This is a genomic window from Bradyrhizobium sp. KB893862 SZCCT0404 (assembly GCF_018130885.1).
GTDB classification, from domain to species: domain Bacteria; phylum Pseudomonadota; class Alphaproteobacteria; order Rhizobiales; family Xanthobacteraceae; genus Bradyrhizobium; species Bradyrhizobium stylosanthis.
Window position 1 is genome coordinate 60247 of sequence record NZ_JAFCLT010000014.1, and the last position, 18895, is coordinate 79141.

The window sequence follows — 18895 nt, forward strand, 5'->3', positions numbered from 1 at the left end:
GAGTCGCCGGGCGAGGGGACGGGCGACGGGAGCAAGCTGACCTAGCGCATTTTCCGCAGCGCTGTGAAGCGGTTTATCCCGGTTCTGAGCCGGTGAAAGTCCGGGGACATGGCGGTCGAACCAACCGCCCGCGACGCGCCACATAGGTGTGTATTGCGGTTCGCGGGGAAGGCCATGGAGAAGCCAGGGAGGACCGGCAAGGAAGGTCGTGCGAAGGATGCCGGCGCGGCCCTGTCGCGACGGCTGTTTCTGCTCCGGTTGACGATCCTTGTCGCGTTTTCGATCGGGCTCGCGATGTCCCCGGGACTATGGATAGGGCCCCGGTCCTATCCCGAGGTGCCGGTCTGGTCGCTGCTGCCGCCGATCGAGGGTACCGTGGCGGCGGCGCTCTATGGCGCACTGTTCGTGCTGGCCGGGATTGCCGCGATCGTTCCACGCGCGCGCTGGCCGGTTGCGGGCTTCCTCGCCGTCATCGTCGCGTTCTGTCTTGCCGACCAGACGCGGTGGCAGCCCTGGGTGTTTCAATACAGCTTCCTGCTCGCGGTCGTCGGGCTCGCGCGCGGTCGTCGCGTGGCGTCGGCCGACGATCTCCAGACGCTGAACATGGCCCGCCTGGTCATCGCCTTCACCTACGTCTTCTCCGGGCTGCAGAAAGCCAACCTCAACTTCATGGAGAATGAGTTCTCCTGGATCATCACGCCCATCACCAGCCTGCTTCCGTCGATGGCCACCCCTCTCGATGCCCTCGGCTTTCTGGTCCCCTTCGTTCAGGTGGCGTTTGGTCTCGGCCTGCTGACCCGGCGCTTCCGTCGCGCCTCGCTCGCGGCCGCGGTTGGCATGCACATCTTCATCCTGGCGATGTTCGGTCCGTTGGGCTTGAACTGGAACGACATCGTCTGGCCCTGGACCGCGGCCATGGCGCTGTTCGACGTGCTGCTGTTTTCGGGTCGCGATGACTTCACCTGGCGCGACATCGTCTGGAACGTGCGCGACCTTCGCCATGGTGCGGCGATGGCGCTGTTCGTCGTGCTGCCGGCGCTGAGTTTCTTCAATCTCTGGGATTCCTATCTGTCCTCGGCGCTCTATTCCGGCAATCTCACCGAGGCGCAGATCTATCTCAGCGACCTCGGTGCGGCCTCGACGCCGGACGGCGTCCGCCGGTATCTGGTCCATACTTCGGAGAATACCAACGTGCTCAATCTGCAGCGCTGGGCGATCGCGGATCTCAACGTGACGCCCTATGCGGAGACGCGCGTGTTCAAGACCATTGCCGGAGATCTGTGCCACGCCCTGGGCGATCGCAACCAGCTCGTGCTTGTGGTGAAGGAGCAGCGCCTGTTCTTCAGCCGCCCCGAGATCGGCTTTCGCTGCTCGCAATTGTAAGCGGCCCCAAAAACAATGCGGCCCCGCGAGGGGCCGCATTGCCGATGTCGTTGCGGTGTGGGGCTCAAGCCGCCGCGTTCGGGAAGCGGTAATCCTTGAACTGGTCGCGCAGCGCCGTCTTCAGGATCTTGCCGGTGGCGGTATGCGGGATGCCGTCGACGAAAGCCACGTCGTCGGGCATCCACCATTTGGCGATCTTGCCGTCCATGTATTTCAGGATGTCCTCGCGGCTGGCCTGCTGGCCCTGCTTGAGCTGCACGATCAGCAGCGGCCGCTCGTCCCATTTGGGGTGGAACACGCCGATCACGGCGGCTTCCGCCACGGCAGGGTGACCGACCGCGAGGTTTTCGAGGTCGATCGAGGAGATCCACTCGCCGCCGGACTTGATCACGTCCTTGGAGCGGTCGGTAATCCGCATGTAGCCGTCCTCGTCGATGGTCGAGACGTCGCCGGTGTCGAAGAAGCCTTCTTCGTCGAGGATGTTGGCATCCACGCGGTAATAGGCCTTGGCGACGGCGGGCCCCGAAACCTTGAGGCGGCCGAAGGTCTTGCCGTCCCAGGGCAGTTCCTTGCCGGCATCGTCGGTGATCTTCATCTCCACCGCGAAGGGCGCATAGCCCTGCATCTGCAGCACGTCGAGCCTGGCGTCGCCGGTCGCGTTCTGGAACGGCGGCTTCAGCGCCGCGACGCTGCCGATCGGGCTCATCTCGGTCATGCCCCAGGCGTGGCGGACGTTCGCGCCCATGTCGAGGAAGGCCTTGATCATCGAGCGCGGCATCGCCGAGCCGCCGCAGATCACCATCTTCAGGTCCGGCAGCTTCAGATTGTTGGCGGTCATGTGCTGCAGCAGCATCAGCCACACCGTGGGCACGCCGGCGGTATGCGTCACCTTCTCGGTCGAGAGCAGCTCGTAGACCGAGGCGCCGTCGAGCTTGGCGCCGGGCATGACCAGCTTGGTGCCCTGCGAGGGCGCGGAGAAGGCGATGCCCCAGCTGTTGGCGTGGAACAGCGGCACCACCGGCAGCATTGTCTCGGAGGCGCTGGTGCCGAGCGCGTCGACATTGTTGGCCATCAGCGCGTGCAGCACGTTGGAGCGATGCGAGTACAGCACACCCTTCGGATCGCCCGTGGTGCCGGAGGTGTAGCACATCGCGGCTGCCGTGTTCTCGTCAAAGTCCTTCCATTTGAAATTGCCGTCGGCCTGCGCGATCCAATCCTCGTAGGCCATCGCATTCTTCAGCGTGGTCTGCGGCATATGCGCCTTGTCGGTGAGCACGATGAAGCGCTCCACGCTCGGCAGCTTGTCGGCGATCTTCTCCAGGATCGGAACGAAGGTGATGTCGGTCATCACGATGCGGTCCTGCGCATGGTTGATGATCCAGGCGATCTGCTCGGGGAAAAGGCGGGGATTGACGGTATGGCAGATGGCGCCGATGCCCATGATGCCGTACCACACCTCGAGATGGCGCCAGGTGTTCCAGGCGATCGTGGCGACACGGTCGCCGAGCTTGATGCCGTCGCGCTCCAGCATCTGGGAGACCTTGAGCGAGCGCTTGTGGATCTCGGCATAGGTGGTGCGATGGATCGGTCCCTCGACCGATCGGGTGACGACCTCCTGCTTGCCATGAATCCTGGCGGCGTGTTCGATGATCCGGTGGCAGAGCAGGGGCCAATCTTGCATCAAACCAAGCATTCCGACGTTCCTCCGAGAAGTCGCTGGGCGCGTTATCGCTCTCAGCGTTGGGCCAAAGAATTGTCATGAGTTTTAGCCTGCCGGACTTTCGCCGCAAATGGTCTTGTCGCGGCTATATGTCCGCCCGCGCGGCAATGGTTACCGTCGCGCTGGGGCTGTCGCTTGTGCTCGCCGAGAAGGCAGAGGCGCGGAAATATGCTGCGCCGCTCGATATCTTTGGTCTTGGAGCACCGCCGAGGCCGCGCACAGCAGTTCATTCCAGCAAGATACCGCTACCAAAGCCCCGTCCGGAGGAAGCCCCCAAAGCAACCGACGAGGCCGCGCCCGAGACCGAAGGCAAGCCTGCTCCCGACAAGCCGAGCGGCAAGCCCGCCGAGGCCGCGCCGCCGCCCGAGAAGCAGCTCTCGGCCTGCCGCCTCGCGCTGACCGAGGAGATCGCGGTCGCGCCCTCCATTCCCGACATCCGCGGCCCCGGCGCCTGCGGCGGCGAGGATCTGGTGCGGCTCGAGGCCATCGTGCTGCCGGACAAGCGCAAGGTGGCGGTGAAGCCGGCGGCGATCCTCCGCTGCACCATGGCCTCCGCGATCGCCGATTGGGTACGCAAGGACATGGTGCCGCTGGCCACAAGCCTCGGCACGACCGTCAGCGATCTCGACAATTTCGACAGTTTCGAGTGCCGGGGCCGCAACCGCATCGCCGGCGCGATGCTGTCCGAGCACGGCAAGGCCAACGCCCTTGACGTCCGCGCCATCAAGCTCGCCAACGGGCAGTCGATCGGGCTCACCGACCGCACGCTGTCGCGCGAGGTGCGCGAGCGCGTGCTGCATTCGGTCTGCGCGCGCTTCTCCACGGTGCTCGGCCCGGGCTCGGACTGGTACCACGAGGACCACATCCATCTCGATCTCGCCCAGCGGCGCAACGACTACCGGATTTGCCAGTGGAACGTCTGGGATCCCCTGCCGCAGGTTGCGCCGCTCTTGCCGGCGGAGCGCCCCGAGGAGGCGCCGCCGCGCGAGGTCGCGGCAAAGCCCGATGCCAAGGAAGGCGCCGACGACGAGGCGGCGGAGAAGTCTTCTCCGCCCGAGGACAAGCCGGTGTCCGGGAAGAAGGATCAGCCGCACAAGCCGGCAACAAAAAAGCGCCGGTGAAACCGGCGCTTTTGGATCTTTGCGATCAGGAACTGATCAGTAGCTGCCGGCCTGGCCGGTCTGGCTGCCGCCGAGCGCGAGGCGCGAATTGTACGGCGAGTCGCCATGCTTGGGCTCGAGCACGACCACGATCGTGCCGACCTTGACGCGATCATAGAGATCGATCGCGTCCTCGTTGGTCAGGCGGATGCAGCCCGACGAGATCGAGGCGCCGATATATTCCGGCTGGTTGGTGCCGTGGATGCGGAACAGCGTGTCTTTCCCGCCCGAATAGAGGTAAATCGCGCGAGAGCCCATCGGATTGTCCGGGCCGGGTGCGACATAGGTCGGCACGCCAAGGCGCGAAATTTCGCCGGGGGTGGGGTGCCAAGCCGGCCACTCGGTCTTGCTGCCGACCTTGGCGATGCCCGACCAGGCCATGGCTTCTTCGCCAACGGTGATGCCGTAACGGATCGCCTTGCCGCCATCCTGCACGTAATAGAGGTAATGGTTGTCGGAATCGACCACGATCGAGCCGGGGGACTCCTTGCGGTGGTAGTCGACGATGGCGCGGCGGAACGGCTCGGCGACCGGGGTGTTCTCGTACCGAACCTTGGCAAGGAGTTCCTTGTCCTTCGGCTTGAATGCCTTGGTGTCCGTCGCCTCGAAATGCGTGGCCTGCATGCAGCCCGACAGCATCAGGCCAGCGGCCAAAATTCCCAACTTAACTTTCAGCGACGACATGGTTTGGTTCCAATCAAACAAATACCGTGCGGAAGGCCCGAGCCTAGCGCCCAAGTTCCTCGACTCCGTTAATCCCATTATCGTTGAAATCTGCCACAATTCCAGCACTGAAGGCCTTATCCCGCGCTGCGAGACCCAAGCTGTGGCTTTTCTGCCGCAAGTTTTGCGTTGCTGTGGGGGTTTTAGGGCAGGGATGGCCGGGACTGTCGATTCCGTGCCACAGTTGGGCCATCGCGGCGCCACAAATGCAAACTCTCCGTTAATGCAGTTGTCATCGTGATCCTGTCAGAATCGCGCTAAGGGCTGTCATTCTGACGCAGGTCCTCTGGAGTCGTTCATGTTTTCGGTGTTTGTTCCCTCCGAGGGCTCCCTCAAAAAGGCGGTCATCGACGATCTTGCGGCGCTGCCGGAGAACGCGGTCTGGATTGACCTCGTCAATCCCTCGGCCGTCGAGGACAAGGCCGTGGAGCGGCTGGCGGGCATCGCCATCCCGACCCGGGAAGACATGCAGGAGATCGAGATCTCCAGCCGGCTCTATATCGAGAACGGCGCGCGCTACATGACCGCGACGCTGATGTGCCACTCCGATACCGACATGCCCAGGACCACGGCGGTGACCTTCATCCTGGGCGACCACCGCCTGGTGACGGTCCGCTACGACCTGCCGAAGCCCTTCGCGCTGGTGGAGGCCAAGCTGGCCCGTTCCTGCACGCCCTCCATCACCGGCGAGATGGTGCTGATGGAGCTGCTGGACGCCGTGATCGACCGCTGCGCCGACATCCTGGAGCGCTGCGGCGCCGAAATCGACCAGGTCAGCCACGACATCTTCGAGCCCGAGAGCGAGCGCCACGGCCACGCCAAGCAATACTCCCAGATCCTGATCTCGATTGGCCGCAAGGGCGACCTGACCTCGAAGGTTCGCGAGAGCCTGGTCTCGATCGGCCGCGTCGTCACCTTCCTCTCCGCCGTGGTGGAGGGCGTGAAGTGGTCGAAGGACATGCGCGAGCAGCTCAAGACCATGCAGCGCGACGTGGCGTCGCTGACCGACCACGCTTCTTATCTCTCCAACAAGATCACTTTCGTGCTCGATGCCATGCTCGGCGTCGTCAATCTCGAGCAGAACAACATCATCAAGCTGTTTTCGGTCATGGCCGTTGTCCTGATGCCGCCGACGCTGATCGCCTCGATCTACGGCATGAACTTCAAGGCGATGCCCGAGCTCGAATGGGCGCACGGCTATCCGATGGCGCTCGTGATGATGCTGGCCGCCGCCATTGTTCCGTACTGGATCTTCAAATGGAAGAAGTGGCTGTGATCCCGGCCGCTCTCGGAAAATAGTGACCGAGACCTTACGCCGGTCGCAGAGACAGGGCGCATCGTGTCGCAGAATAGAGCGGGATTGCGGCGTCGCGGTGATGTGTGCGCGCCGCCCCAATTCCTCCGGTAAAATTTGAGCGGTGGGCTGAACGTTTGCGCGAAACTTGTCTGCGATAAGCAGTGCGTAGCCGCGAGGAACAGCCATGGTTGAAAAACACATAACGTCGCCCCGCAACGTCATCGATCTGGCGAACTATCGTCAGGTCCTGGCGAGCGGCAAGGCGTCGTCGATGTCGGCGCGCATGTGCCGGCACTGTGGTGCTCCGCTGCTCGATGGCGAGAATGACGACGACTGCTCGACTGCATTCAATGCCGCAGCTCCAAATGCTGCGACGTCGAGGCTGCGCGACCGGTCGCGTCGGATTCGAGTCGATTGAGGAACGGAAGGAAGGGCGGGCGATCCAGGTCTTGCGGCGGCGTTGTCTGGATCGCCTTGCTTCCCTTGTTCGGCAATTTCAATAGCGCTTCACGATCTGCGCCGTCGAGACGATGGTCTCGGCGATGCCACCGTCGCGGCTGAAGGGCGCGAGATGCTGCCCGACATCGCGCAGCATCTCATCGACATTTTCGCCCAGCGCTTCCGGCGATGACGACGAATAGGTGAGCGTGCGTTTCGCCAGATCATGCAGGCCGACCAGGTGGCTGGTCTCGACCGTGACCAGTTCGGTGGGCTGAAACGAGCTGCCGCGAAAGAAGGTGGGGAGATCGCGGTGTGTCCGCGTGCCCCGGCCGGCCTCCTCCCACAGCTTCGCCGGCGACCATCGGCGCCGGATCTCGTTGTAGCCGTCGAGCCAGGGGTTGCTGCCGTCGGCGGCCGAGAACGAGGCGCAGATCGCAATTGCACCGTCGTGCGCGACCAGCTGGTCGAGCCGCGCAAGCGTCGGCTCGCGATCCATCCAGTGCAGGGCGCGCCCGATCGTCACGATGTCGAAGCTGCCGATATCGGCAGCGAGCGTCTCGGCCTTGCCATCGATCAGCGTGACATGTCGACCCGCGCGCGAAGCGGCAAGCCGCGCGGAGTCGAGCATCGCAGGCTCCGGATCTACGCCGACGACACGGCCGACATAAGGGCCGAAGCCCAGCGCCAGCAGCCCGGGTCCCGTACCGAGATCAATCAGGCTGCTCTGTCTGGTGAGACCGAGCCGATGCGCCACGCTGCGGAAAAATTCCGCCGGGTAGGGCGGCCGCAAATACTCATAAAGTGACGCCGTGCTCGCGAAACGGCCCATGCTTGCGTCGTTCTGGCCTAGACGTGCTGGCCGCCGTTGATGTGGATCTCGGCGCCGTTGACGTAGGAGCTGGTGTCCGTGCACAGCACGTAGATGATCTTGGCGACCTCGTCGGGCGTGCCGAGGCGGTGCATCGGGATCTGCTGGTCGACGATCTTCTCGGTGCCCGGCGACAGGATCGAGGTGTCGATCTCGCCCGGCGCGATCGCGTTGACGCGCACGCCGACGCGTCCGAAGTCGGAGGCCATCTCGCGCGTCAGCGCGGCAAGCGCGGCCTTCGAGGTCGCATAGGCGGCGCCCGCGAAGGGATGCACGCGCGAGCCCGCGATCGAGGTGACGTTCACGACCGAACCCTTGGCCGCCTTCAGTTCCTCGATCAGCCCGCGCGCGATCATGATCGGCGCGAAGAAGTTGACGTGGAAGACATGCGTCCAGGTCTCCAGGTCAGTGTCGACCGATCCGAGCCGGGAGCCGCCGGGGCCCTTCGGCGAGATCGCGGCGTTGTTGACCAGCGCATGCAGCACGCCGCCTTCGAGCCGGTTGCGGATCTCGGAGATGGCGCGCGCGGTGTCCTCGGGATCGCCGAGGTCGACCTGGATGTGGTCCTCGGGGCCTGCATCCCACGGACAGTCCTCGGGGAAGGCATGCCGCGAGCAGGTGATGACGCGCCAGCCCGCGGAGGAGAAGCGGATCACGGTGGCGTGGCCAATGCCGCGGCTCGCGCCGGTCAGAAGCAGCGTACGACGCGGCAGGTTGGACGAATGCGGCATGGACATCTTTCAGGTCGATCCGAAGCGCGAGACCAGGTTCGGGACAGGGCTCAAGGATACATCCGCGTCTTGGACCACTTCTGGCCGGCGGCGTCACGACGAAATTCGATGCGGTCGTGCAGGCGGAATGGGCGGTCGTGCCAGAACTCGATGCGGGTGGGCGTGATGCGCCAGCCGCTCCAGCCCGGCGGCCGCGGCACCTCGCCGATGACGTGTTTGGCCGCGACCTTTGCGATCGCCTGCTCGAAGGCGAAGCGGCTCTCCAACTCCTGCGACTGCTTGCTCGCCCAGGCGCCGATCTGCGCCTGCTTCGGCCGCGTCGCGAAATAGGCGTCGGCCTCGGCGTCGGTCACCGGCGTCACGTTGCCGCGGATGCGGACCTGACGGCGCAGCGACTTCCAGTGAAAAAGTAACGCTGCCTTAGGATTTGCGGCGAGTTCGCGGCCCTTCTGGCTCGCGATGTGGCTGTAGAAGACAAAACCCTCGGTATCGAAGCCCTTCATCAGCACCATGCGCACGTCGGGAAGCCCATCGGGATCGACGGTTGCGAGCGCCATGGCGTTCGGATCGTTCGGCTCGCTCTTGATCGCCTCGTTCAACCAGGCCTCGAACAGCGCAAAAGGCTCGTCGGCGGCGGTGAAATCACCGGATGTTAAGGGTGTCTGGTGTTTCATCGAGGTCGTGTCGGTCATGTCCGGAGTCCGAGTTGCGTCCCGCGGCCCAAAACGCGTTGTTGTCCGCTACCGCCCTATATAGGGCATGGGGACGCGTTGGCCTATCGGCGATCCGGCCGTCCAGCCTTGTCACGACGATCATTTTGATCGGGCTCGGCGCCGGCGGCTGCAGCTTTTCCCGTGGCGACAAGAGCGCCTATGCCAAGGCCGAGGACAGCGACCTCACCGGCTCGATCGCGCGGCCGGCGAAGGACGCCGCGCCGACGGAGACCGATCTCGCCTTCGCCCGCAACGCCGCCACCGACGTGCTGAGCAAGGGCGACAAGGATTCCAGCCAGCACTGGGAGAATCCGGAGACCGGCGCCCGCGGCTCGGTGACGCCGATCGCGCAATCCTATGCCGCCGAGGACGGCCGCAAGTGCCGCGATTTCCTGGCGAGCTACGTCAACGGCAGCACCGAGAGCTGGCTCCAGGGCGCCGGCTGTCAAAGCAGCCGTGGCCGTTGGGAGATTCATACGCTAAAGCCGTGGCGGAGCTAGGATTCGGCTAGCCTGACTAGTTGCAAAAATGCCACTCCCACCCCACATGGATCGCAGATGGGGGCGGGGAGCCCTTTGAACAATTCGAATTCCTGAAGGAGACGTGACGGATGCGCGACCCCTATGAGGTCTTGGGGGTGCCGCGGAGCGCCAACGCTGCCGCGATCAAGAGCGCCTATCGCAAGCTTGCCAAGAAGCACCATCCCGACAGCAACAAGGACGACCCGAAGGCTGCCGAGCGCTTCTCCGAGATCAACTCGGCGAACGAGATCATCGGCGACGAGGACAAGCGCAAGCAGTTCGACCGCGGCGAGATCGACGCCGACGGCAAGCCGCGCTTCCAGGGCTTTCCGGGCGGCGGCGGGCCTCGCGGTCGCGGGGGTCCCGGCGGGTTCGAGAACTACACGTTCCGGAGCGGTGGCACGGGCGGGCCCGGCCAGGGCGGAGGCGCGTTCGAGGACATCCTCAACAGCATGTTCGGCGGCGGGGTGCGCGGTGCGCGGCCCGGGGCCGGCGGCGGTGCCCAGTTTGAATTCGACACCGGCGGGATCGGGCTCGATCTCGACGTCAATGTCGCCATGTCGGTCTCGCTGGAAGAGTCGGTCAAAGGCGGCGAGAAGCGGGTCCGGCTGCCGAACGGCAAGGAGCTCAACGTCAAGATTCCGGCCGGCGTCACCGAGGGCCAGCAGATCCGGCTGCGGGGGCAGGGCGAGAGTGCCCAGGGCCATCCGCCCGGCGATCTCCTGATCACCATCAGCATCGCGCCGCATCCGCACTTCAAGGTCGAGGGCGCGGACTTGCGGATCGATCTTCCGGTCACGCTCTACGAGGCCGTGCTCGGCGCCAAGGTCCGCGTCCCCACCCTCGGCAATGCCGTGGAACTCTCGGTCCCCAAAAACACCTCCAGCGGCCGGACCTTCCGTCTCAAAGGTAAGGGCTTGCCGAAATCCGGCGGAACCGGGGATCTCTTCGTCACTATCAGGATTATGCTACCGGACGGGAACGACGCCGAGCTTGAAGCATTGATGGAGAAGTGGCGGGACCAACACCCCTACAATCCACGTAGCGGGCTTGGTTAGGGCGGCGAGAACTGAAGGGGTTTTTCCTGAAGGCGTAGGGCATCTTCGAGGAGATGATGCTCATCATACACGCGAGGCGTGGTAGCGCTTCGACTCGACGTGTCGGCTGTCCGGCGGGGCAGCCGATAAAAAGGTGCGGCCTCGAGAGGGGGACCAGCGCGGTACCAAAAACCCCAATCGAGGCCGCCCGCGTCGATCGGCGGATCGAACGCACCTCATAATCGCGTGAACACCCGGTGCGATAATGAGACGCATGCATGTCTTGATTCCAAATTTTCAATGACGGAATCAGGGCACGGCGTTTGCGCGGTTGTTTAGCCGCCGTTTTTCTCTGCCTGGTCGTAGACCGCCTGCGCGACCTTGGTCAGCCGATCGCGATCGCTGCCGCCGCCGCTGACGACGTAGCCGACGCCGCGCTCGGCCCAGAACAACGCGCCATCCTTGTCCGTCCTGGCGTAACGCATTTGCGTCGCACCATTCTCGGTCTTGGCGGAGTAGATCGTGTATCGCTCGCCAGAGGCGCCCTCATACATCAGGAACGACGCCGGCCCGCTCGGTCCCGGCAGCAGCCGGCCGCCGACCAGCTTCAGCCCGCTCGCCTCCAAATTCGGCGCGAACACGGTCCAGCCGCAGCGCCTGGTCAGCCAGGCCTGCAAATGGTCGCGCTCGTTGCCGCCGACCTCGACGGGATGGCGAACCTCGACGACGTAGAGGCGGTGGGCGTCGAGCGCATCCGCCGTGAAGCTCTGGAAGGCCGAGGGCGCGTTGGCGGCGCCATGCGCCACCCAGCCGGCGGTGCCGCCGGCGACGAAGGCCACGAGCACGGCCGCGGCCGCCCCATAGAGCCATTGCCGGGGGCGGCGCTCCAGCCGTTCGAGCTCGAGCCGCGCCGGTACCGGCTCCTGGACAACCGAATCGTAGCGGGCGTGCAGCATCTCCGCCATGGTCCGCCAGGACTGCACCCGCTCGGCGTCCTCGGGATGGGCGGCAAGCCAGGCCTCGACGTCGGCGCGTCGCTCGGCCGGCAATTCGCCGTCGACATAGGCGTGCAGTTCGTCTTCGGTCACGGGAATATTGCGGTCGTTCATATCGGTCGTCTCTGGCTCTGCGGCCCAAAAAATCTTACGCGGTTCAACTGCGCTGCTTCTCTCTCAGTGCAGGGGACGCGGCTTGCGCGATGCATCAACCCTGCCATCATTTCACCCGTCTGAGCGCCGGGCGCTCACCCTCCAGGGACGCTTTAACGTGTGCGCGGGCGCGCGCCAGTCGGGACATTACGGTGCCGATCGGCACGCCCTGGATGTCGGCGACCTCGCGGTAGCTCATGCCCTCCAGCATCACCAGCAGCAGCACCGAGCGTTGCTCCTCGACCAGCGTCGCCAGCGCCTTCTCGATGTCGCGCCCCTCGGCCTCGGTCCCGCTGGCGTCGGGATTGTTCTCCGTCAGTTGCGTGAATTGCGGGCGCCGCGCCAGCGAGCGCCGCCGGTTCTTGTTGAGGTTGGTCAGGATCGTGTACAGCCAGCTCCTGACGTCGCCTCCGAGAAACAATCGCTCCGAACGGAGCGCACGCACCAAGGTGTCCTGCACCAGATCGTCGGCCGCATCCGGATCGCGCGTCAGAGCGCGGGCGTAGCGGCGCAACGCCGGGATCATGGCTTCCACACTCTGGCGAAACGCACTCATTGCCGTCTTGACGTCCCTCGCGTTCGGCGCATGCGCCTCTACGATCATAACACCCGAATGGAACGGCTATTCCGGCGCTCGAAACAGCGTTAACGCCGCGTATTAGGGCTGTACCGCAGGGGAGGGCTGGTGTACCTCCAGACCTCAACGAGAGCTCGACGGGACGTTCAAAAATGGCGCAGAATTCAGGTCTGATGCAAGGACTGATGCAAGGCAAGCGCGGGGTGATCCTCGGCCTCGCCAACAACCGTTCGATCGCCTGGGGCATTGCCAAGGCATGCCACGCCGCGGGCGCCGAGCTCGCCTTCACCTATCAGGGCGATGCGCTGAAGAAGCGCGTCGAGCCGCTCGCCGCCGAGATCGGCGGCCTCGTGCTCGGCCATTGCGACGTCACCGATGCCGCCACCATCGACGCCGCCTTCGCGGTGCTGAAGGAGAAGTGGGGCAAGATCGACTTCCTGGTGCACGCGATCGCCTATGGCGAGCAGCTCGACGGCCGCTACGTCGACACCACGCCGGAGAACTTCTCCAAGTCGATGCTGATCTCCTGCTATTCGTTCACGGCCGTGGCGCAGCGCGCCGAGAAGCTGATGACCGACGGCGGCTCGCTGATCACGCTCTCTTACTACGGCGCCGAGAAGTGGATGCCGCATTACAACGTGATGGGCGTCGCCAAGGCCGCGCTGGAAGCCAGCGTGCGCTATCTCGCCGCCGATCTCGGCGAGAAGAATATCCGCGTCAACGCCATCTCGGCAGGTCCCATCAAGACGCTCGCCGCATCCGGCATCGGCGACTTCCGCTATATCCTGAAGTGGAACGAGAACAACGCGCCGATGCGGCGCAACGTCTCGATCGAGGACGTCGGCGGTAGCGCGCTGTATTTCCTCTCCGATCTCTCGCGCGGCGTCACCGGCGAGGTGCACCACGTCGATTCCGGCTATCACGTGCTCGGCATGAAGCGGCCGGACGCGCCGGACATCTCGTTCGGCAGCAAGGACTGACATCTCACCCGGAATGCCCGTGCCTACGATCTATTACCTTCGCCACGGCGAGACCGAGTGGAATGCGCTCGGCAGGCTTCAGGGCACCCAGGACGTTCCGCTGAACGCGCGCGGGCGCGGCCAGGCCGCGCAGGCAGGCCTCGTGCTGGCCGATCTGTTCAGGCGCGACGGCCGCGACAAGGCCGCGCTGCCCTATGTGTCGAGTCCGCTCGGCCGTGCGCGCCAGACCATGGAGCTCGCCCGCGGCAAGCTCGAACTGCCGCCTGCCGATTACGCGCTCGACGACCGCCTGCGCGAGATCGGCTACGGCAAATGGGAAGGGCTGACGCTGGCGGAGAGCGAGGCCGCCGATCCCGACGTCTATGCGAGGCGCCTTGCCGATAAATGGACGGTGGGTCCCGCGGGCGGGGAGACCTACGCCGACGTGCAGGTTCGCGTGCGCGCCTGGTACGACCAGCTCAAGGCCGATACCGTCGCGGTGGCCCATGGCGGCACCTGCCGGGCCCTGATGGTGTCCCTGGGCCTTGAGACCCCCGCCAGCGCCGCCGAGCTCTATATCGAGCAGGGCGCCGTCTACGTGTTCCGCGACGGCCGGCTGGAGAAGTTCAGTTAAGCCCCACACGCCGTCATTCCGGGGGCGCCCGCAGGGCGAACCCCGGTGCGCCCCGTGCGCACCTGAGAATCTCGAGATTCCGGGTTCGATGCTGCGCATCGCCCCGGAATGACGGAACGGGGTTGAACGCAGTGTTCCCGGGCGCTACCACAAGTCAGAACTGACTGACGAGCTAGAGACGCATGTCCTTCAACACCTTCGGCCATATGTTCCGCGTCACCACCTTCGGCGAGAGCCACGGGGTGGCGATCGGCTGCGTGGTTGACGGCTGCCCGCCGATGATCCCGCTCACCGAGGCCGACATCCAGCAGGACCTCGACCGGCGCCGTCCCGGGCAGTCGCGCTTCACCACCCAGCGCCAGGAGCCGGACCAGGTGAAAATCCTGTCCGGCGTGATGGCGCATCCCGAAACCGGCGTGCAGGTGACGACGGGTACCCCGATCGGGCTGCTGATCGAGAACACCGACCAGCGCTCGAAGGACTATTCCGAGATCAAGGACAAGTTTCGCCCCGGCCATGCCGACTTCACCTATGAGGCGAAGTACGGCCTGCGCGACTATCGCGGCGGCGGCCGCTCCTCGGCGCGCGAGACCGCGATGCGCGTTGCCGCCGGTGCCATCGCGCGAAAGGTCTTGCCCGACGTCAAGGTGCGCGGCGCGCTGGTGCAGATCGGACCGCACAAGATCGACCGCGAGAAATGGGACTGGGACGAGATTGCGAAGAATCCGTTCTTCTGTCCGGACAGGGACAAGGCCGCGTTTTTCGAGACCTATCTCGACGGCATCCGCAAGAGCGGTTCCTCGATCGGTGCGGTGCTCGAGATCGTCGCCGAGGGCGTGCCGGCCGGCCTCGGTGCACCGATCTACGCCAAGCTCGATTCCGATCTGGCGGGCGCGATGATGACCATCAACGCGGTGAAGGGCGTCGAGATCGGCGCCGGTTTTGGCGCGGCCGAGCTCACCGGCGAAGAGAACGCCGACGAGATGCGCACCGGCAATGACGGCACGCGCTTCCTGTCCAACCATGCCGGCGGCGTTCTGGGCGGCATCTCCACGGGCCAGCCGATCGTGGTGCGTTTCGCTGTGAAGCCGACCTCCTCGATCCTGCAGCCGCGCCTCACCGTCGACCGCAAGGGCGCCGACACCGAGATCTTCACCAAGGGCCGCCACGATCCCTGCGTCGGCATCCGCGCCGTCCCCGTCGGCGAAGCCATGATGGCCTGCGTGCTGGCCGACCATTTCCTGCGCGACCGCGGGCAGGTCGGGCGCTAGCGCCGGGTAGGGCGTCGTGCCGCGGTACTAGCCCACCGCGCGGCTTGACGTCCGCACAACTTCGTCCGCAAATGCGCGCATGGAAAGCTCCGAGCTCCAGCGCATCACCAACTGGCTGATCGACGGCGCGAGGTCGTCGGGAACCCCGACCGAGATGATCGCCGACGTCTGCGAGCGTCTGGTCGAGGCCGGCCTGCCGCTGGCGCGCTTCGGCATCTTCATCCGCACGCTGCATCCTGAAATCTTCGGCCGCAACTTCATCTGGCGGAGGGGCCAGGAGGTCGAGATCGGCACGGTCGATTTCGAGATCCTGGAGACGCCCGAGTTCGCCAGGAGTCCCTTACGGATCGTGTTCGAGCAGGGGATCGAGGTCAGGGGCCGCATGGATGATCCCGCCAGCAGGCGGTTTCCGTTCCTCGACGACATGCGTGCCGAAGGCGTGACCGATTACATCGCCGTGCCGATGCCCTTTCTCGACGGTTCAGTGCATGCGACGAGCTGGGTCACGCGCGATCCCGGCGGCTTCAGCGACGACGACATCGCGGCGATCCGCTCCATCGTAACGCCGCTCGCGCGCGTGGCCGAGATCATCAGCCTGCGCCGCACCGCCGAGATGCTGCTCGACACCTATGTCGGCAATCGCGCCGGCGCGCGCATCCTCGGCGGCCAGATCCGCCGCGGCCACAACGACACCATGCAGGCCGCGATCTGGCTCTCGGATCTGCGCGGCTTCACCGCGCTGTCGGACCGACTGCCGGCCGAGACCGTGGTCGAGATCCTCAACCAGTATTTCGACTGCCAGGTCACCGCGATCCGCGGCCATGGCGGCGAGGTGCTGAAATTCATGGGCGACGGCCTGCTCGCTGTGTTCCCGATCGACGAATATGTCGGCGATGCCGCCCATGTCTGCGGACGCGTGCTGGAGGCCGCGCGCGAATCCCGTGCCAGCGTCGAGACGCTCGCCTTTCCGGTCGGCGAGATCATCGAGCGCTTCCGCTTCGGCGTTGCGCTGCACGTCGGCAACATCCTCTACGGTAATATCGGCGGCGGCAACCGGCTCGACTTCACTTGCATCGGCCCCGCCGTCAATCTCGCCGCGCGGCTGGAGAAGATCGCAGGGAGGCTCGGCCGCACCGTCGTGGTCTCGGAAGTCTTCGCCAACGCCTGCCGTCACGATTGGCGCGCGCTCGGCGAATTTCCGATCGCGGGATTTTCCAAGGCGCAGCGCGTGTACGGGCTCGGCGAGGAGACGCCGCTGGTGATGGCCTGAGGGCGTTCAGTCCGTTCGTTCCAGATTGTCGCGCACGCGCCGCTTCAGTGCATCGATGTCGATCTGATGCACGCTGCCGCTGCCGGCGAGGTCCAGCGCGTGCGCAGCCGCTGCGCCCATCGCCATGCAGGGGCCCATCACTCGAACGCTGGAGAGCGCGGCCTTGTCGGCATCGATGCAGCGGCCGGCAGCGACGATGTTATCGGCCTCCTGCGGCGTCAGGCTGCCGAACGGCACATAGTGGACGTGGTCCTTGTCGAAGACATGCCAGTGATGGCCGGAGCCGTGGTCGTGCAGTTCGATCGGCCACGCGGTGCGGCCGATTGCGTCTTCGAACTTGGTGCCGGCGCGGACATCGTCGACCGACAATTGCTGGCGGCCGACGATCCAGCGCGTTTGGCGGATCCCCGGAAAGCCATAGGCGCGGATGCGGGCGTTGCCGAAGCAGGCGGGGAATTCGTTCCTGAGAAAGGCGAAGGCGCGGTCGGCCTGGTCCTTCCCCTCGATGCCCTTGCGGCTTGCCTCCAGCGGCTCCAGCGGCGTCTCGACATGGGTCATGTTCATGGCGGCAACGCCGCGGCCGGGAATGACGAAGGACAGGCCCTCGCGCCGCAACAGGCCGTAGTCGCCCGCTTTCTCTCGCATCCGCGCCGGCAGCTCCTCGCGGCTCGGCACCTTGCTCTCGTCGATATTCTCCACGATCAGCATTTGCGTGCCGTAGATCGGGCCGTCGTCCGGCTCGCGGCAGGCAAAGCCCGCCTGCCACACCAGCGCGGCGTCTCCGGAAGCGTCGACGAAGCCGTTCGCCTCGACCTCGACGTCGCCGTAGCGGGTCGAGAGATCGATCCCGGTCACGCGCCGGCCGGCGACGCGGACGTTGCGCATGACGGCGCCGACGATCACGGTGACGCCGGCCGCAAGCATCGCCTTCTCGACCCAGCGTCCGAGCGCGACCTCGTCGTAATAGACCACGGTGGTGTGCGGTCCGCGGCGGTAGAACAGCGCGTTTTCCTGCGCGCCGAGGTCGCCGAGGAGATCGTCGGCGATGCCGTGGGTGAACTGGTAACCGTCGCTGCCGTTCGAGAACAGGCCGCAGAAGGTGCCGATGATGGAGTTGACCGCTTGGCCGCCGAGCGCGGGCAAGCTGTCGACCAGCACCACCTTGCGTCCGGCGCGCGCGCCCTCGATCGCCGCCGACATGCCGGCCGCGCCCGACCCGACCACGCAGATGTCGGCGACAACGCGCGACGGCTTCTGGTTCGGGGCACGCCGGACGATCCTGGTGCCTGCCGTGACTTCGCTCGCGCTCATGGGTCGCTCCGTGTTCTTGTTGTTGTCGTCGTCGGTCATTTCGGCGTCGTTGGCCGGTCCGGGACGAAGGATTTGTCGATGATCTTCTCGGCGTCGACGTCGGGTTCGACCATCTTCTGGCGCTTGAACCAGGCAATCTGACGAGCGATGTCGGCGCTGTCGAGCGCGGGATCGACGACCGAGAGCCCGATGCGTAGCTGCTCGACCTTCTGCTCCGTGTATTTGGAGATGATCGCAAGCATCGCGTCGCCTTCCTCGCTGCGGACGAATTTCCCGTCTGCATCGCGCTTCAACAGCACGCGCGCGTAATCGTCGGCGCCGCGGCGATAGGCGGCCAGCACCTTCTCGACCAGCTTGCGGTCCTTCTCGATCGTCGCGGTCGAAGCCACGACGCAGCCGAGCATCCAGGGCGTCTCGTCGCCGACGAAGCCGAGAACGATTGCGTCACCGGAGGCGACCACCGGGCTGATCGTGGTCGTGGCGGTGAGTGCTGCATCGAGCTGGCCGCCCTTGATGGCAGCGGCGACATTCGGCAGGGATTGCAGCGGAACGACCCGGACAGAGGTCAAGTCGAATTTCAGCCTGTCGGCGATCAGGCCGAGCGAATAATGGAAAGTCGAGCCGATCTGCGTGATGCCGACGGAATGGCCGGGCAAATCCTTGAGCGTCTTCAGGCCGGATTCATATGCGCGCTTGGAGGCAACGTAGGCGGTGTTCTGGAAGCCTTGTGCCTCGCGCGCCGTGCCGGCAATCACCTTCAGTCCGCCCTTGCCGGCGAGGTTGTAGAATGCGGCGGTGAAGCCGGTGAAACCGATGTCGATATCGCCGGAAACGCTGGCCACCGCGATCGGCACGGCGGCGTCGAAGAATTTCAGATCGGCCTCGATGCCTTCCTGCTCGAAATAGCCGCGCTCCTTGGCGAGGAACAACGGGGCGGCGGAGGAGAGCTTCAACAGCCCGATGCGGACCCGTTCGGCCGCTTGCGCCATGCCGCCAGCGAGGAAAGTGATCGCCGCCAGCGTCAGAACCAGACGGCCTGCCGTCACGAAGCTTCTTCCTGATAGGCCCACTTCCGTCGTTTCCCCGCTTGCTTATTGTCCGGCGCACGCCGCTTTTGCGGCATTGTCGGCG

General features: G+C 65.2%; 19 protein-coding genes. 10 read left to right on the top strand and 9 right to left on the bottom strand.

From position 1 onward, the window contains the following. The first annotated feature begins 174 nt into the window (after window positions 1-174). Entirely contained in the window at window positions 175-1383 is a 1209-nt protein-coding gene (locus JQ617_RS36060; RefSeq protein ID WP_212030512.1) for an HTTM domain-containing protein, read from the top strand. A 64-nt stretch (window positions 1384-1447) separates the two neighbouring features. Here JQ617_RS36060 and JQ617_RS36065 read toward each other — a convergent pair whose 3' ends face one another. After that, window positions 1448-3076, bottom strand: coding sequence for a fatty-acid--CoA ligase (locus JQ617_RS36065; protein ID WP_063691702.1), 1629 nt, complete (start codon window positions 3074-3076; stop codon window positions 1448-1450). Window positions 3077-3141: 65 nt separating this feature from the next. On the opposite strand from JQ617_RS36065, the gene JQ617_RS36070 reads away from it, so the two are divergent. Beyond that, window positions 3142-4224, top strand: a complete 1083-nt coding sequence (locus tag JQ617_RS36070; RefSeq protein ID WP_212030513.1) for an extensin family protein — start codon at window positions 3142-3144, stop codon at window positions 4222-4224. A gap of 36 nt (window positions 4225-4260) precedes the next feature. On the opposite strand, the gene JQ617_RS36075 is transcribed toward JQ617_RS36070, so the two are convergent. Beyond that, window positions 4261-4947, bottom strand: coding sequence for a L,D-transpeptidase (locus tag JQ617_RS36075; protein ID WP_063691696.1), 687 nt, complete (start codon window positions 4945-4947; stop codon window positions 4261-4263). A 337-nt stretch (window positions 4948-5284) separates the two neighbouring features. Between JQ617_RS36075 and JQ617_RS36080 the strand changes: the two genes are divergently transcribed. Next, window positions 5285-6262 carry a magnesium transporter CorA family protein gene (locus JQ617_RS36080; RefSeq protein WP_063691694.1) on the top strand — a complete coding sequence of 326 codons (978 nt, stop codon included), beginning with the start codon at window positions 5285-5287 and terminating at the stop codon, window positions 6260-6262. A gap of 205 nt (window positions 6263-6467) precedes the next feature. Next, on the top strand, window positions 6468-6701 hold the full coding sequence (locus tag JQ617_RS36085) for a hypothetical protein (protein ID WP_082885098.1): 234 nt from the start codon (window positions 6468-6470) through the stop codon (window positions 6699-6701). A 78-nt stretch (window positions 6702-6779) separates the two neighbouring features. Here JQ617_RS36085 and JQ617_RS36090 read toward each other — a convergent pair whose 3' ends face one another. Genes JQ617_RS36090 through pdxH form a run of 3 tightly spaced genes read right to left on the bottom strand, consistent with a single transcriptional unit; the run spans window position 6780 to window position 9015 of the window. Continuing rightward, complete coding sequence (locus JQ617_RS36090; protein WP_212030514.1) at window positions 6780-7553, bottom strand: class I SAM-dependent methyltransferase; 774 nt, start codon at window positions 7551-7553, stop codon at window positions 6780-6782. A gap of 17 nt (window positions 7554-7570) precedes the next feature. Further along, complete coding sequence (locus JQ617_RS36095; RefSeq protein ID WP_063691688.1) at window positions 7571-8323, bottom strand: SDR family NAD(P)-dependent oxidoreductase; 753 nt, start codon at window positions 8321-8323, stop codon at window positions 7571-7573. 50 nt (window positions 8324-8373) lie between these two features. Continuing rightward, window positions 8374-9015 carry a pyridoxamine 5'-phosphate oxidase gene (gene pdxH / locus JQ617_RS36100; RefSeq protein ID WP_145668101.1) on the bottom strand — a complete coding sequence of 214 codons (642 nt, stop codon included), beginning with the start codon at window positions 9013-9015 and terminating at the stop codon, window positions 8374-8376. 125 nt (window positions 9016-9140) lie between these two features. Here pdxH and JQ617_RS36105 point away from each other — a divergent pair, with 125 nt between their 5' ends. Further along, window positions 9141-9536, top strand: coding sequence for an RT0821/Lpp0805 family surface protein (locus JQ617_RS36105; protein ID WP_347336396.1), 396 nt, complete (start codon window positions 9141-9143; stop codon window positions 9534-9536). 110 nt (window positions 9537-9646) lie between these two features. After that, on the top strand, window positions 9647-10615 hold the full coding sequence (locus JQ617_RS36110) for a DnaJ C-terminal domain-containing protein (RefSeq protein WP_212030515.1): 969 nt from the start codon (window positions 9647-9649) through the stop codon (window positions 10613-10615). Between the two features lie 314 nt (window positions 10616-10929). Here JQ617_RS36110 and JQ617_RS36115 read toward each other — a convergent pair whose 3' ends face one another. After that, window positions 10930-11703, bottom strand: coding sequence for an anti-sigma factor family protein (locus JQ617_RS36115; RefSeq protein ID WP_212030516.1), 774 nt, complete (start codon window positions 11701-11703; stop codon window positions 10930-10932). A 106-nt stretch (window positions 11704-11809) separates the two neighbouring features. Then, the gene (locus JQ617_RS36120) at window positions 11810-12298 is read right to left on the bottom strand and encodes a sigma-70 family RNA polymerase sigma factor (protein ID WP_212030517.1); all 489 of its coding nucleotides are present in this window, start codon (window positions 12296-12298) and stop codon (window positions 11810-11812) included. 173 nt (window positions 12299-12471) lie between these two features. Here JQ617_RS36120 and fabI point away from each other — a divergent pair, with 173 nt between their 5' ends. The 4 genes from fabI to JQ617_RS36140 all read left to right on the top strand — a co-directional run bounded on the left by fabI (window position 12472) and on the right by JQ617_RS36140 (window position 16453). Beyond that, window positions 12472-13299, top strand: coding sequence for an enoyl-ACP reductase FabI (gene fabI / locus JQ617_RS36125; RefSeq protein ID WP_212030518.1), 828 nt, complete (start codon window positions 12472-12474; stop codon window positions 13297-13299). Between the two features lie 13 nt (window positions 13300-13312). Next, entirely contained in the window at window positions 13313-13912 is a 600-nt protein-coding gene (locus JQ617_RS36130; RefSeq protein ID WP_212030519.1) for a histidine phosphatase family protein, read from the top strand. 182 nt (window positions 13913-14094) lie between these two features. After that, window positions 14095-15183 carry a chorismate synthase gene (gene aroC / locus JQ617_RS36135; protein ID WP_063691669.1) on the top strand — a complete coding sequence of 363 codons (1089 nt, stop codon included), beginning with the start codon at window positions 14095-14097 and terminating at the stop codon, window positions 15181-15183. Window positions 15184-15262: 79 nt separating this feature from the next. Continuing rightward, window positions 15263-16453 carry an adenylate/guanylate cyclase domain-containing protein gene (locus tag JQ617_RS36140; protein ID WP_212030520.1) on the top strand — a complete coding sequence of 397 codons (1191 nt, stop codon included), beginning with the start codon at window positions 15263-15265 and terminating at the stop codon, window positions 16451-16453. A gap of 6 nt (window positions 16454-16459) precedes the next feature. Here JQ617_RS36140 and JQ617_RS36145 read toward each other — a convergent pair whose 3' ends face one another. Next, window positions 16460-17803, bottom strand: coding sequence for an FAD-dependent oxidoreductase (locus JQ617_RS36145; protein WP_212030521.1), 1344 nt, complete (start codon window positions 17801-17803; stop codon window positions 16460-16462). Beyond that, window positions 17800-18810 carry an ABC transporter substrate-binding protein gene (locus tag JQ617_RS36150; protein WP_212030522.1) on the bottom strand — a complete coding sequence of 337 codons (1011 nt, stop codon included), beginning with the start codon at window positions 18808-18810 and terminating at the stop codon, window positions 17800-17802. Before JQ617_RS36150 ends, JQ617_RS36145 begins: the two co-directional genes overlap by 4 nt. Between the last annotated feature and the right edge of the window lie 85 nt (window positions 18811-18895).

Coding starts and splice junctions, on each gene's coding strand:
- JQ617_RS36130 (WP_212030519.1), top strand. CDS start 13,313: ATGCCCGTGCCTACGATCTATTACCTTCGCCACGGCGAGACCGAGTGG.
- JQ617_RS36110 (WP_212030515.1), top strand. CDS start 9,647: ATGCGCGACCCCTATGAGGTCTTGGGGGTGCCGCGGAGCGCCAACGCT.
- JQ617_RS36120 (WP_212030517.1), bottom strand. CDS start 12,298: ATGAGTGCGTTTCGCCAGAGTGTGGAAGCCATGATCCCGGCGTTGCGC.
- fabI (WP_212030518.1), top strand. CDS start 12,472: ATGGCGCAGAATTCAGGTCTGATGCAAGGACTGATGCAAGGCAAGCGC.
- JQ617_RS36095 (WP_063691688.1), bottom strand. CDS start 8,323: ATGCCGCATTCGTCCAACCTGCCGCGTCGTACGCTGCTTCTGACCGGC.
- JQ617_RS36145 (WP_212030521.1), bottom strand. CDS start 17,803: ATGACCGACGACGACAACAACAAGAACACGGAGCGACCCATGAGCGCG.
- JQ617_RS36140 (WP_212030520.1), top strand. CDS start 15,263: ATGGAAAGCTCCGAGCTCCAGCGCATCACCAACTGGCTGATCGACGGC.
- JQ617_RS36115 (WP_212030516.1), bottom strand. CDS start 11,703: ATGAACGACCGCAATATTCCCGTGACCGAAGACGAACTGCACGCCTAT.
- aroC (WP_063691669.1), top strand. CDS start 14,095: ATGTCCTTCAACACCTTCGGCCATATGTTCCGCGTCACCACCTTCGGC.
- JQ617_RS36060 (WP_212030512.1), top strand. CDS start 175: ATGGAGAAGCCAGGGAGGACCGGCAAGGAAGGTCGTGCGAAGGATGCC.
- JQ617_RS36065 (WP_063691702.1), bottom strand. CDS start 3,076: ATGCTTGGTTTGATGCAAGATTGGCCCCTGCTCTGCCACCGGATCATC.
- JQ617_RS36090 (WP_212030514.1), bottom strand. CDS start 7,553: ATGGGCCGTTTCGCGAGCACGGCGTCACTTTATGAGTATTTGCGGCCG.
- JQ617_RS36070 (WP_212030513.1), top strand. CDS start 3,142: ATGAGTTTTAGCCTGCCGGACTTTCGCCGCAAATGGTCTTGTCGCGGC.
- JQ617_RS36080 (WP_063691694.1), top strand. CDS start 5,285: ATGTTTTCGGTGTTTGTTCCCTCCGAGGGCTCCCTCAAAAAGGCGGTC.
- JQ617_RS36085 (WP_082885098.1), top strand. CDS start 6,468: ATGGTTGAAAAACACATAACGTCGCCCCGCAACGTCATCGATCTGGCG.
- pdxH (WP_145668101.1), bottom strand. CDS start 9,015: ATGACCGACACGACCTCGATGAAACACCAGACACCCTTAACATCCGGT.
- JQ617_RS36075 (WP_063691696.1), bottom strand. CDS start 4,947: ATGTCGTCGCTGAAAGTTAAGTTGGGAATTTTGGCCGCTGGCCTGATG.